The following is a 12,837-nucleotide window of genomic DNA, read 5'->3' as shown; positions in this document are numbered from 1 at the left end:
CGCGGACCAGCAAGTCAGCGAGTCAGCGCGATGAGTGTTGGCGAAGAGCAACTCCCTGGGGCGAACACAGCGTTAACTGCAAGAGCAAAACGGGTCCTTCGCCTGCACCTCAGGATGACAAATCTGTAGTGGAAGCAGAATCTTTCCGGGAATCACCGAAAGAACAGATACCAGCAAATGCAACAGCAAACGCAAGAGCAGCAGAGATGGTGGTTGACGCGGCTGGATCGCGAGGCGCGGGCCACGCTGATTGCTACGTTTGCGGGCTGGATGCTGGATGGCATGGACGTGATGGTCTACAGCTTCGTGCTGCCGGCGCTGATTGTGCTGTGGCACATGACGAAGGCTCAGGCGGGATGGCTGGGGACATCGGCGCTGCTTGTCTCGTCGCTGGGTGGATGGCTGGCGGGGCTGGCTGCGGATCGCTGGGGGCGCGTGCGTATTCTGCAACTCACGATTGTGTGGTTTGCGGTGTTCACGTTTTTGAGCGGGTTTACCAACTCGTTCGAGCAACTGCTGGTGGTGCGCGGGTTGCAGGGGCTGGGGTTCGGCGGCGAATGGGCTGTGGGTTCGGTGCTGATCGGGGAGCGGATTCGCGCGGAATTTCGCGGGCGCGCGGTGGGAACCACGCAGGCTGGGTGGGCCGTGGGGTGGGCCATTGCAGCTGTGTTCTACACGATTGCGTTCAAGTTGCTGCCGGAGAGTTATGCGTGGCGCGCGATGTTCTGGGTGGGACTGCTGCCGGCGTTGCTGGCGATCTGGATTCAGCGGCATGTGCATGAGCCGGAGATTTTTGTGCGGCGACCTGCTGTGCACCCGTCTCATTTTCTGAGGATCTTTTCGGCGCCAATGGTTCGGACTACACTGCTTGCCTCGGCGGTGGCGTTGGGAGCGCAGGGCGGGTACTACGCGGTGAATACGTTTCTGCCGCTGTATCTGCGGGCGCGCGGGCTGGGTGTAATTTCGACGGGCGCGTATTTACTGATTGTGATTGCGGGATCGTTCGCGGGGTACTTGACGAGCGCGCATTTGACGGATCGGATTGGGCGGCGGGCATCGCTGATTGTGTTTGCGGCGGGGTCGTTTGCTGCGATTGCCATCTACATGGTGATGCCGTTGGGGAATGCTGCGACGCTGGTCCTCGGATTTCCGCTGGGGTTCTTTCCGTCAGGATCGTTCAGCCCGATGGGGAGTTTCTTCACGGAACTGTTTCCGACGTCGTTGCGCGGATCGGGGCAGGGGTTCAGCTATAACTTCGGGCGGGCGGTGGGGGCGCTGTTTCCGACGCTGGTGGGATATTTCAGCGCCCGGATGGCGCTGGGGACCGCGATTGCGTGGTTTGCAGGGGCGGCGTATGCGGTGATGGTGGCCGCGGTGTTGATGCTGCCGGAGACGCGCTACAGGGAACTAGCGGAAATTGAGACCGTGCCATAGCCTCTGACGGCATTTTGGCGCGGGTTTGCATCCAAACCTATTGAAGCAGTGTTCTCGAAGTCTGCCTATGCTTTCCCAAAACATGCGTAATTCGTTTCGATTGTTCGCTCTTGCCGCCTTGGCGCTGCCTTTAGCGGGGGTGTGCCCGCTGGCAGCTCAGAATGCACCCGCTCAGAATCGGCCCACGCAGTCCGCGCAGGCTGCGCCTGCCGCGCTGCCGCCGGGAATGCAAAACCCGACCAAGCCTGAGGTTCAGCCTTCGCTCGACGCGGACCGCGATCCGATTCCGTCGCCGGATATTGTCACTCCCGAAAAGGAGACTACGGCGGGAAATGCGCCTGGTGCCGCCGGTCAGCTCACGAAGAAGTCCGATGGCGTCTACACGATGCACGAGGACGTGGACGAAGTGCTGCTGAACTGCACGGTCGTGGACGATAGGGGCCGGCCGGTGCTGGACCTGAATCGCAACGACTTCCGCATTGCTGAGGACGGCGTTCCGCAGCAGACGAGTTCGTTCATGCACCAGGATCTGCCCGTGTCGATGGGGATTTTGATCGACAGCTCAGGGTCGATGCTGGATAAGCGCACGGCGGTGGACGCGGCGGCGAACAAGCTGCTGAATGAGTCGCATCCGCGGAGCACTGCGTTTGTGGTGAACTTCAACGAGAAGGCCTATCTCGACCAGGGGCTCACGGTGGATCGCGTGGCGCTGCGGCGTGGAATCAACCATTTTGACGCACGCGGGGCGACGGCGCTGTACGACGCGGTGGCTGCGTCGGCGGATGAGTTGTCGCACCATGCGAAGCAGTCGAAGCAGGTACTGCTGATTGTGACGGACGGCGCGGATAACGCTTCGCGACTGGCGCTGGAAGAGGCGATACGGCGTGTGCAAAACCTGGGCGGCCCGGTGGTGTACACGATTGGGCTGCTGTATGACGCGGACAGGAAGGAAGCCGACAAGGCGCGCAACGACCTGGAGATGCTGTCAGCGGAGACGGGCGGGCTGGCGTACTTCCCGAGGTCGCTGGACCAGGTAGACGAGATTGCTTCGGAAGTGGCGCGCGATATCCGCAACCAGTATGTGGTGGGATATCACTCGACGCGGCCGGCTTCGCAGGGTGGATATCGGACTGTGCACGTGGAAGCGGCCTCGCCCAATCACAAGCACCTGATTGTGCGTACCCGCAAGGGCTACTATGCGAAGCCAGGGCAGCGCAACAATATGACGGCGCAGAGGGTGAGCAGCGCGGCTCCGCAACAATAGAGTCCTCATAGTGGGATGGAAGGCCGGTCTCCGGATGGAGGCCGGCCTTTTTGCGTTCGCGATAGGCGGGACACCGCGCCTTGCGTGGGTTTAGCTGGGCCGATAGTCTTTGAAGAGCAGCAGTGAACAATCAAGTGGAAAGAAGCGATATGGATGTGTTGAAGAGGCTCTTTGAGCAGAAGTTCCGCGTTGCTGCGGAACAGGCACGGCCGCTCCAAGGGCAACTGGGCGGCTCAGGGCGCGCGATCATTCGGCTGAGCGGCGGCGGCTTTACGGCGATCGGAATTCAGTATGCGGTGCGCGAAGAGAATATTGCGTTTCTCGAGTTCACGAAGCATTTTCGGCGGCATGGATTGCCGGTGCCGGAGATCTATGGCGAGGCGCTGAACGAAGACGCGTATCTGCTGGAGGACCTGGGCGACACGACATTGTTCGATTTTCTGAGTGCGAATCGCGCGGGCGATGCGATTGCGCCGGAGGCAGTGGAGGCGTATCGCAAAGTTGTGGCGGCGCTGCCGCGGTTTCAGATCGAGGCCGGTCGCGATGTGAACTACAAGGTGTGCTATCCGCGAGCGAGCTTCGACAGGCAGTCGATCTCGTGGGATCTGAATTATTTCAAGTACTACTTTCTGCGGCTGGCGGGGACTCCTTTTAGCGAACAGGCGCTGGAGCATGATTTTGCGCGGCTGACGAAGTTTCTGCTGGCGGCGCCGCGGGACTATTTTCTGTATCGCGATTATCAATCTCGCAATGTGATGCTGCGCGAGGGGCTGCCATATTTTCTGGACTACCAGGGCGGGCGCAAGGGCGCGCTGCAGTATGACGTTGCTTCGCTGCTCTATGACGGCAAGGCCGATCTGCCGCCGGCGCTCAGGCAGGAGCTGCTGGACTACTATCTCGAGTGCATTGCGAACTACGGCATAGATCGCAATGCCTTTATGGAGCACTACTACGCGTTTGTGTATGTGCGCATCATGCAGGCGCTGGGCGCGTATGGATTCCGCGGGTTTTATGAGCGCAAGGCGCATTTTCTGCAGAGCGTTCCTTATGCGCTGAAGAATTTGCGCTGGCTGGCGCATAACGCGCAGTTGCCGATTGCATTGCCGGCACTAATGGAGGCGTTCCAGGGGATGTTGGGCTCAGAGAAGTTGCAGGCGCTGGCGACGTCAGCGGATACGTTGAAGGTGAAGATATTCAGCTTTTCCTTCCATCGCGAGATGCCCAGCGACGACTCGGGGAACGGCGGCGGGTTTGTATTCGATGCGCGGTGTTTGCCTAATCCGGGAAGGGAAGAGCGGTTCAAACCGCTGACTGGCAAGGACGAGCCGGTGATGGATTATCTGAACCAGCAGGAGAGCGTGCACCGCTTCTTCGCGAGCGCGTCAACGCTGGTGGATGCGAGCGTGGCGACATACACGAGGCGCGGGTTCAAGAGCTTGATGGTGTCGTTTGGGTGCACGGGCGGGCAGCACCGGTCAGTGTTTCTGGCGGAGCAACTGGCGAGGCATTTGCTCGCCAACAACGGCATTGAAGTTGCGGTGCGGCACATCGAGCTGGAGAAGATGGGCAAATGAAGGCCATGGTGCTGGCGGCGGGGTTAGGGACACGGCTGCGTCCGCTGACGAACGACCGGCCGAAGGCGCTGGTGGAAGTTGGCGGCCGCACGATGCTGGAGATCACGTTGGAGCGACTGCGGGCGTTTGGTGTGCGCGAGGTGATCGTAAATGTGCATCACTATGCGGACATGATGATCGAGTATCTGCGCGCGCATCAGAACTTCGGAATGCGGATCGAGGTATCGCGCGAAGAGGAGCTGCTGGATACGGGCGGCGGGATCAAGAAGGCCGCGTGGTTCTTTTTGGAAGATGGACGGGACGAGCCGTTCCTGGTGCACAACGTGGACGTGATGAGCACGATTGACCTGACCGCGTTGACCCGCGCGCACTCAGATCGGGATGCATTGGCTACGCTGGCGGTGCAGGATCGGACGACGTCGCGGTATCTGCTGTTCGATGAAGAAGGGCAGTTGTGCGGAAGGCGGGCGGCCCGCGATGGTGTGCCGGAGATGGTGCGCACGTGCGCGGAGGCGAAGGCGCTGGCGTTTTCAGGGATTCATGTTATGTCGCCGCGATTGCTCAAGAGGATGAGTGAGGACGGAGCGTTCTCGATTATCGCCACGTATCTGCGGCTTGCTGGCGAGGGGGAAAGGATTCTGGTGTTCCGGGCCGATGCGTATCAGTGGCGGGACCTGGGCAAGCCGGAGAATGTGGCGGAGGCGGCGAGAGAATTGAAAAGCTGAAGGGACAGAGGGACAAGGGACAAAGGGACAGAAAGCAAAAAAGAGGAGCCGCGGGGGCTCCTCTTCTTCGTTTATGCGGGGATGATCAATGCAGGTGGAAGTCGACGTCGATGACGATCTGGACGGCGACAGGGTGGCCCTGGTACATCGCGGGGCGAAACTTGTACTGGCGAACGGCCGCGATGGCTTTCTCATCGATGCCGTAGCTGGCATGGCGGGTGACGTGCACGTTCTGCGGATTGCCCTGCGCGTCGACGATGAGCTGAATGGCGACGCTGCCCTGGAAACCGGCCTGACGCGCTTCTTCAGTGAAGTCGGGCTGGACGGAGTGGATGACGGTGGGTGCGCTCACGCCACCGCCCACGCTCATGAGACCGCCGCCATAGCCGCCACCGCTGCCGGGGCCGGCGCCGATGCCGCGGCCCATGCCGAGTCCGCCGCCGCTGCCGGAGCCAAAGCCGGAGCCGCTGCCTTTGCCCTGCGAAGCGAGTGCGATCTGCGGCGAGTTCGAAAGGCCGAGATTAGGCAGGTTCGGGTTCTCGGGCATCTTGACGATCTCAGAGGGCGGTGCCGCGAGTTTGGGGTTGTCGACCTTGAGGATCTGGGGTGCCGTTACGGTCATCTTAGGCGCGACCACTTTGGGCGGATTGCCGCGCGTGGGCTCGATGACTTGATGCGCGCCACCGCCGCCGCCGCCACCCATCTTGGGAGCAACGGGAAGGACCTTGGGAGGCGGAACCGGAGCATAGAGCGTGATGTTGACGGGCTTCTGCACCGGGGGCACGAAGGTGGTCTTCGCCTTGTAGCCAAGCCACAGAATTCCTGAGATGGCGACAACGTGGATTACGGCGGAGACCCACTTTGAGGTGGGATCTTTCTGCGCCGTCGCCGTATCAAGGCCGACGAACGAGGGGATCCCAACCATGGCGGCAGCACCCGCGGGCGCCGGCACAAGGCGCGGCATCGGCACCTCTGCGGGGTATGAGTCTTCGACATCGTAGGCGAGGCTGGAGCGATTGTAGGCTCCGGGCGCCTGGGCCCTGCGGCTGGAATTATCAACGACGAGCCTGCCGCGTGTACCGGGATTTACTGGTCCATTGCTCATTTAGTCTCCTGCGAGTCTTCCTCGCAGCCCCCTGTCTTCGGACTATGGTTAGAGTGACTGAGTCTAACCGCCCGGGAAATGCAAAGGCGGCGCATTACCAGATGCCTTTATCGCTGCCGGTGAGTTTCTGTCCGACAACCGCAGCGGTGGCCAGCCAAGGTAACAAGCTAAGCCGCGCTCCGTTGTGCAGTTCTCTCTTCTTTAAGATGCCGGCAAGCTGCGATCCGTATAGTTTTGCTGACTGGGGCATAATGGGCACGCGAATAAAGCCGCGCGCGTAAAAGGTGGCGTCGCCGCCGAAACGGGCCGAGGACGTGACCAGTTTGGGCAGGTCAACCCCCTTGCCGCGATACTTGCGCACATAATCTGAGACGATGGCCAGGTAAGTGGCCGTGCCTTCCCAGATGTCCGCACGGCTGGCGGCGTCGTGCAGGTCCTGGAAATCGACGCCATCGTTCTCCACCAGGGATGCGCTGTCGACGATGTCGCAAAGGCGGAAGTAGAAGTGCCGGTACATGCGCTGCAGCGTTGAGATGAGCAGGCGGTCCGATTTGGATGTCACGCGGAAAGTTCGGCCTGCGACCTGCACCTGGCGTGTGCGGGCCATGAGCGAGGAGGCGATCGCGCTCTGCTCGCCGGTTTGGCCGAGGCGGCCGACGTGAATCTCGACGGACTCAGGCAGACCGGGAATCTCGAAGTTCCACTTGCCGGCGAGGCGATCGCCCCAACTGCGCGCGGACACGGTGGCGTTGAAGCGCTGGGTCATCAGCTTGATGACCTGTTCGGGCGCGGCATTGGTGTAGAGGTCGAGATCGCTGCCGAGATCGGGCCAGTGGTCCAGGGACTTGATAACGGTGACGTCGTTGCCGTTTTCCTCGAACGCGCGGCAGATGTCGTGCAGGAAGGGGATGGCGTTGTCGATGCGCTCCTGTTCGGCGTTCAGCGCATTGAGGGCCCATTCGGCACGGATGTCGTCATTGGCGGACCGAGCTATCTCTATAAAGGTCGTCATCCCGCGGACCACGACGTGGTTGAGACTTGCCAAGGTCGACAGGTCATCGAAATCCTCACGAGAAAGGGAGAGGATGTCGTCCCTCAATTCCTCCTGGAGCCACGAAGACGACGGGTCGGTGTCCCGCGGAACCAGGAGGAGGCGGGACAGGAGAGTCATTGAATTGTGAGATGGAAACCGAGGAGTCGTAGTGTTCATGTTTAGGTAGCCCTTAAAGTTATTGAGGAGTTTGTTGCTGGTTCGGCTGCTCGTTCGGACGGGGAGCAGGATTGGTGCCGGGGTTTTCATCCGGCTTGGTCTCGGGTGGCTCAGTGGCGCCGCCGCGGGGAGTCAGTTCGATCGGCGTCCCCTGGCGTTTGCGCTGCCTGCTGTAGATATCGAGTGCGGTGTCTACCTTTTCATTGCTGTCGCTCGCGACGGCGGCGAGGGCCTGACCCTGCGCATAAAGCTTGGTGGCGAGTCCGATTTTGGCGTTCGAGCCCTCGGCCCGGCGCGCTTTGTCATAGAAGTACTGGGCCGTCTCGAGATCGCCTTCACGTTCTGCGATGTATCCGCGGTTGTTGATGGAGAATGCGCTGGTGGGATCGAGCGCATATGCGTGCAGGAAGTCTTCGCGCGCGGCGCTCCAGTTGTTTGCGTTCTCCTCGTGCACGCCGCGAAGCGTGTACATCACCGCCTTGCTCGCCGTCATGTCGCCGGATTCCATGCGCTTCTGGAGCATTTTGGCGCTGGTGCGGGCCATGTTGGTGACTGACTTGCCACGCCAGTTCTTATCGAGCGTGATCGCCGCAGGTTCCTTCGACTGGCCCGCTGCTGCATCCTGGTAGTAGCGAAGAGCGGATTCGAGATCGGAGACTGATTCGTTGGCGACGCCAAGATTGTTGAGCGTGAAGGGATTCTGGGGCTCGAGCGTCTGGGCCTGCTTGAGCAGGTCGATGGCTTCAAAGTTGCGTCCCTGCTTGAGGAGGCGCATGGCGTCGATGTTCATGCGATTGACGCGCATGGTGCGGTCTTGCAATTCGATGAGGGCGGCCTTCATCGGCTTTCCCTGGAGATGCTTCTGACTGCTGAGGTCGATGTTGGCGTCGCTGCCTTGCTCGGCGGCGAGCTCGTAGAACTTATGCGCGCGCTCCAATTCACCCTGTACCTCGGAGATGTAACCGAGATTATTCAAAGTGAAGGGGTCAGCAGGATCGTAGAGGTAGGCCTTATAGAACAGGCCCTGCGCCTTGTCGTACTGATGGTGCTTAACGGCCTCGACGCCCTCACGATTCAGGCGCTGCACAGGGCTTAGCTTGCTGCGCAGGGGAATCATGATGGTGTGGCCTTCGCGCGCCCATGCAGAAGGCAGCGCAACCGTAGCAACGAGTGCAATTACAGCGCCCAGCGTAAGTGAAGTCTTTTGCATTGTGCTGAACGAATTCCCTTCCGGATAAGCCCTAAGAGGTTCTCAGAGATAGGTGGGCACAATTTGTTAGATGCGCAAGTGGAAGGGGTGTTGCTCCCGGGATGAAATGGAAATTAGAGAGGCCACCGGGAGCGTCACAATGCCATCAAAATAAATGTCTAACCGGATTTCTCCCACTGCAAGGTGTGTAACCCTATGAAACCAGTTCTTGTATTGGCCATGATTGGCGGAGCCTTTGTAATTCAGTGGTCTGCCGCATCGGCATCAGGCCAGGCCTCGGTCTCTGCCTCCTCTGTTCGAACGGAATCTACCGCGTCGCGGCTTACGGACATTCCGCCTATGCCGAAAGGGAAGAGCACCGTCATGGGCGGCTCGATTCGCGATGTGGACCAGGTGCGCGACCGGTTTGTGCTGAACGTATATGGCGAGAAGCCGATGCGGATTCTCTACGACGAGCGCACGCAAGTGTTCCGCGACGGCAAGAAGATCGCGCTGCACGACCTGGGGCCGACGGCGCATGCGTCCGTGCAGACGACACTGGATGGAGCGAGTATCTTCGCGGTTACGGTGCATATCCTGTCGGAGCAGCCGTCGGGCGACTACCAGGGGCGGGTGAAGAGCTTCAACCCGGAGACGGGCGAGCTGACGCTGACCTCTGCTGCGAGCCGCGAGCCGTTCCGCATTCAGGTAACGAACCAGACGTCGTTCAAGCGGGAAGGGCAGTCGGCGTTTTCGTCGCAGCAGTCGAGCGCCAACGACCTGATGCCGGGATCGCTGGTTTCCGTGACGTTCGGCTCCAATAACAAGGGAAAGGGTACTGCGCAGGAGGTTTCGGTTCTGGCGGCGCCCGGTGCCACGTTTATTTTCAGCGGGGCTCTGTCAGCGCTGGATGTAGCCAGCGGATCTTTGACTCTGGTGGATGCGAAGTCGAACCGGTCGTACCAGATATTCTTCGATCCGACGCACCAGTCGGCGACGAACCTGCGCCCCGGGCAGCATGTGCGGGTTTCCGCGGACTACGACGGGAAGCGGTATGTAGCGACGGAGATTTCAGTGCAATAGTTCCTGGTTGTGTTTGAAGGCCCGGCCGCAAGTGGCCGGGCTTTTTTATTGGAGATTGGATGGGGGAGGCAAGGCGTGTGGGCGTGCGCTGCGCCTGTAAACAGCAGATTTCTTTCGGGAATGACAGAAAGAAAGGCAAGGGCAAAACAAGGGGAACAAAAGATCGGCGGCCGAGGCCGCCGATCTTTTGTTCATTCGTGGTTTGTTGACTACTGCATGGTTTGCGGAGTGCAGGGATTGTAGCCGAGTGTACTGGTTGTGACTGGCGCAGGTGGAGACGGCGGGGTCATCCAAGGCGCGGTAGTGAAGTCGAAGAAGTCGAGCAGGTTGGGCTGGGCGGCATCGCGCGCAGTGAGGTGAGCGGAACCATTGATGAAGCGGTTCTCAACAAACTTGATGACCGCAGTGTGATCCATGGGGATGTGCGAGACGTAGTGTTTGCGCGCGTAGGGAGAGACGACAAAGTTAGGAACGCGGAAACCTAGTTGAGCGGCAAATCCGTTGACGGCCGCTGCATCTGCTGCATTTGCGCCTGGGTCGATCTTTGAGAGATCGCAATGAGTAGTCGGCGTGCCGCTGGACGGGACGCATGGGTAGTAGCCGTCGGGATTGACGGCGATGGACGAAATGTCAGGAATCGTAGTCTTGAGAGAAACGTCGGTGTAATCGTTGGAATGATTGGGCACCGGGGGCACGTGGTCGTAGGGGCCGCCCCCCTCGTCGTAGCTGAGGAAGAATGCCGAGCTGCTCCACGATGCGCTCTGCATGAGCGAATTGATGACACTGGCGACCTCGTATTGGCCGGTGATGACGGATTGGCCCGAGCCGGGGTGTTCATCATTACGGCCGTAGCCCGCTTCAATAAAGGCAAAGCTTGGCAACGTGTTGTTCGTGACATCAGTGAAGTATTGCTTGATGGGCGCGATGTGGTTGGGATCAATGCAGAATGTGTTGCCGCTGTCACCCACAACGCTTGAGGGCTGCGTGGGCGCGGCGCAGGCCGCCCCGGTTGGATTTTCATACAGATACTTGTTCGCATAGGTGAAGTTGGAGAAGAAGGTGGCGGGGTACTGCGCTGGGCCAGTGCCGCAGTCTTCGGGGTCGGTGCAGTAGGCCAGGGTGACGGTGTAGTAGATCTTCCAGGAGACATTGTTCTGGTCGAGCTCCTGGAAAATGTTCGCGATGTTGAGCTGCCCTACGCCGTCATTGCCGGGATCCTTCACGAGACCCTGGGTGGTGCCGCCGGAGAACGTAGCGATGCGATTGTCGACACTCTTGCTGGCCATGGGGGAGAACCAACGGTCTGACACGGCGAACTGCGACGCCATGTAGTAGTAGTAATTGAGGAAGTTTTCGTCGTAGTAGCCCATCGCGCGCTGGCCGGTGAGATCAGTGAAGCTACCGGAGCAGATAGCGCCATTGGCGGTGCAACTCTTTGCGTAGCCCTCGGCGTCGTGGACGAAGCCATCCATGTTGATGGGCCGGGTGGTTGTGAAGTTATAGCGGTTGACATCGCCGAAGCTGGCAAGCCAATCGGAGCTCATGTCGTCAACGCAGGTACTCTTCAGCGGGAAGAGGGAGTAGGAGTCTCCTTCATCGTCTTGATTTGTGATGGTGGAGCGTTTGTCGTCGATCCCGTCCACCTGGTAGACCAGGCCGTCGTCTCCGGTGGTGAAGCCGTTCTTGCTGCGGTAGGGATTCAGCATGCCGAAGTAGTTATCGAACGAGTGATTCTCCTGCAGCATGAAGAGGACATGCTTGATGGATTGCAGGCTGGCCGCGGGGACTACCGTTACGGTCGCAGTCGCTGTGGCCGATCCGCCGGCGCCTGTCGCTGTGGCGGTGTAGGTGGTGTCGGACGTGGGGCTCACCGACTGCGTTCCGCCGGTTGCGGAGAGGTTGTAGGAACTTCCGTCAGTGCCGGTTACGGTGACCTGCGTCGCGTTGGTGGCGGCCACGGTGAGTGTGGTGGCGGTGCCGGCGGTGATGGTGCTTGGGTTGGCATTGATGGTGACGGTGGGAGCTGGCGCGCTACTGACTGTGACAGTTGCTGTCGCAGTGGCATTGCCGGCCGCGCCTTTCGCGGTTGCCGTGTAGGTGGTGGTGGCGGCGGGGGAGACCACCTGTGTTCCGCCGGTTGCGGCGAGATTGTAAGAGCTTCCGTCAGAACCGGTGACCGTGACTTGCGTCGCATTCGTGGCCGCGACGGTCAGCGTAGAGGACGAACCGGCTGCAATGGTGGTGGGATTCGCATTGATGGAGACGGTCGTAGCCGCGCCGCCATTGACTGTGACGGTTGCTGTGGCGGTGGCATTACCAGCAGCGCCTGTCGCGGTGGCGGTGTAAGTGGTCGTTGCGGCGGGGGAGACTACCTGTGTTCCGCCGGTTGGCGTGAGACTGTAGGAACTTCCGTCAGAACCGGTGACGGTAACCTGTGTCGCATTTGTGGCGGCAACGGTAAGGGTGGATGATGCACCCGCGTTGATGGTAGCGGGATTCGCATTGATCGTGACTGTGGTAGCCGTGCCGCTATTGACGGTGACGGTTGCGGTGGCGGTGGCATTGCCGCCAGCGCCCGTTGCTGTGGCCGTGTAAGTGGTGGTGGCAGCGGGAGTGACTACTTGCGTGCCACCCGTTGCCGGCAACGTATAGGAACTGCCATCAGTACCGGTTACGGTGACCCGCGTGGCATTCGTGGCGGCCACGGTCAGGATTGAGGAGGATCCGGCGTTGATGGTGGTTGGATTGGCACTGATGTTTACGGTGGCACCAGCAGGAGGCGCGACTGTCACTGTCGCCGTGGCGGTATTCGATCCGCCGGTCCCCTCAACAGTGGCAGTGTAATTCGTGGTTGCCTTCGGGCTGACGACCTGTGTTCCGCCGGCCGCAGGAAGCTTATAACTCGATCCGTCACTGCCGGCGATTGTGACCGTCGTTGCATTGTCTGCAGTGACCGTGAGCGTGGATGAACTTCCGGCATTGATTGAACTTGGGCTTGCACTTAATGAGACGAAGGGCTTGGGGGTCTTGTTGTTGCTGTAGGCGGAGCAGCCGGCGAGAACTGAGACGGCGATTACGGTGAAGCAGAGAAGCAGAATGCGCCTGATGGACAGGTGGAATTTATTCAGCAAGACAAGACTCCTTGATCAAGTGCTCGAATCGCGGTGCTGTCAATGCCCGGCAAAAGCGGCCGAGATTTTGAAAATGAATAAAGCGAAATCACGAGCGGACAGAAAGGGCCCCAGTGTCCCCA

At 60.1% G+C, this 12,837-nt stretch carries 9 protein-coding genes; 5 read left to right on the top strand and 4 right to left on the bottom strand.

Annotated features, from left to right (window positions below; genetic code table 11):
- Positions 1 to 177: 177 nt before the first annotated feature.
- The 4 genes from MOP44_RS25755 (at position 178) to MOP44_RS25740 (ending at position 4,997) form a co-directional block, all read left to right on the top strand.
- Positions 178 to 1,434 (top strand): MFS transporter, encoded by a 1,257-nt coding sequence (locus MOP44_RS25755; RefSeq protein ID WP_260793442.1) that lies wholly within the window; start codon positions 178 to 180, stop codon positions 1,432 to 1,434.
- Between the two features lie 82 nt (positions 1,435 to 1,516).
- Positions 1,517 to 2,698: a VWA domain-containing protein gene (locus MOP44_RS25750; RefSeq protein ID WP_260793441.1), complete on the top strand. Its 1,182-nt coding sequence runs from the start codon at positions 1,517 to 1,519 to the stop codon at positions 2,696 to 2,698.
- A 122-nt stretch (positions 2,699 to 2,820) separates the two neighbouring features.
- Complete coding sequence (locus MOP44_RS25745) at positions 2,821 to 4,272, top strand: RapZ C-terminal domain-containing protein (protein WP_260793440.1); 1,452 nt, start codon at positions 2,821 to 2,823, stop codon at positions 4,270 to 4,272.
- On the top strand, positions 4,269 to 4,997 hold the full coding sequence (locus MOP44_RS25740; RefSeq protein ID WP_260793439.1) for a nucleotidyltransferase family protein: 729 nt from the start codon (positions 4,269 to 4,271) through the stop codon (positions 4,995 to 4,997). The genes MOP44_RS25745 and MOP44_RS25740 overlap by 4 nt, the downstream gene beginning before the upstream one ends.
- A gap of 85 nt (positions 4,998 to 5,082) precedes the next feature.
- Here MOP44_RS25740 and MOP44_RS25735 read toward each other — a convergent pair whose 3' ends face one another.
- The 3 genes from MOP44_RS25735 to MOP44_RS25725 form a co-directional block, all read right to left on the bottom strand.
- Complete coding sequence (locus tag MOP44_RS25735) at positions 5,083 to 6,102, bottom strand: energy transducer TonB (RefSeq protein ID WP_260793438.1); 1,020 nt, start codon at positions 6,100 to 6,102, stop codon at positions 5,083 to 5,085.
- A 94-nt stretch (positions 6,103 to 6,196) separates the two neighbouring features.
- Positions 6,197 to 7,201: a hypothetical protein gene (locus MOP44_RS25730; RefSeq protein WP_260793437.1), complete on the bottom strand. Its 1,005-nt coding sequence runs from the start codon at positions 7,199 to 7,201 to the stop codon at positions 6,197 to 6,199.
- Positions 7,202 to 7,331: 130 nt separating this feature from the next.
- Positions 7,332 to 8,522: a tetratricopeptide repeat protein gene (locus tag MOP44_RS25725; RefSeq protein ID WP_260793436.1), complete on the bottom strand. Its 1,191-nt coding sequence runs from the start codon at positions 8,520 to 8,522 to the stop codon at positions 7,332 to 7,334.
- Between the two features lie 195 nt (positions 8,523 to 8,717).
- Here MOP44_RS25725 and MOP44_RS25720 point away from each other — a divergent pair, with 195 nt between their 5' ends.
- On the top strand, positions 8,718 to 9,584 hold the full coding sequence (locus MOP44_RS25720; protein WP_260793435.1) for a DUF5666 domain-containing protein: 867 nt from the start codon (positions 8,718 to 8,720) through the stop codon (positions 9,582 to 9,584).
- A 209-nt stretch (positions 9,585 to 9,793) separates the two neighbouring features.
- Here MOP44_RS25720 and MOP44_RS25715 read toward each other — a convergent pair whose 3' ends face one another.
- Complete coding sequence (locus tag MOP44_RS25715; RefSeq protein WP_260793434.1) at positions 9,794 to 12,715, bottom strand: alkaline phosphatase family protein; 2,922 nt, start codon at positions 12,713 to 12,715, stop codon at positions 9,794 to 9,796.
- Positions 12,716 to 12,837: the final 122 nt, after the last annotated feature.

It is taken from the genome of Occallatibacter riparius (genome assembly GCF_025264625.1).
GTDB lineage: Bacteria > Acidobacteriota > Terriglobia > Terriglobales > Acidobacteriaceae > Telmatobacter > Telmatobacter riparius.
This window is presented reverse-complemented; position numbering and strand designations above follow the sequence as displayed.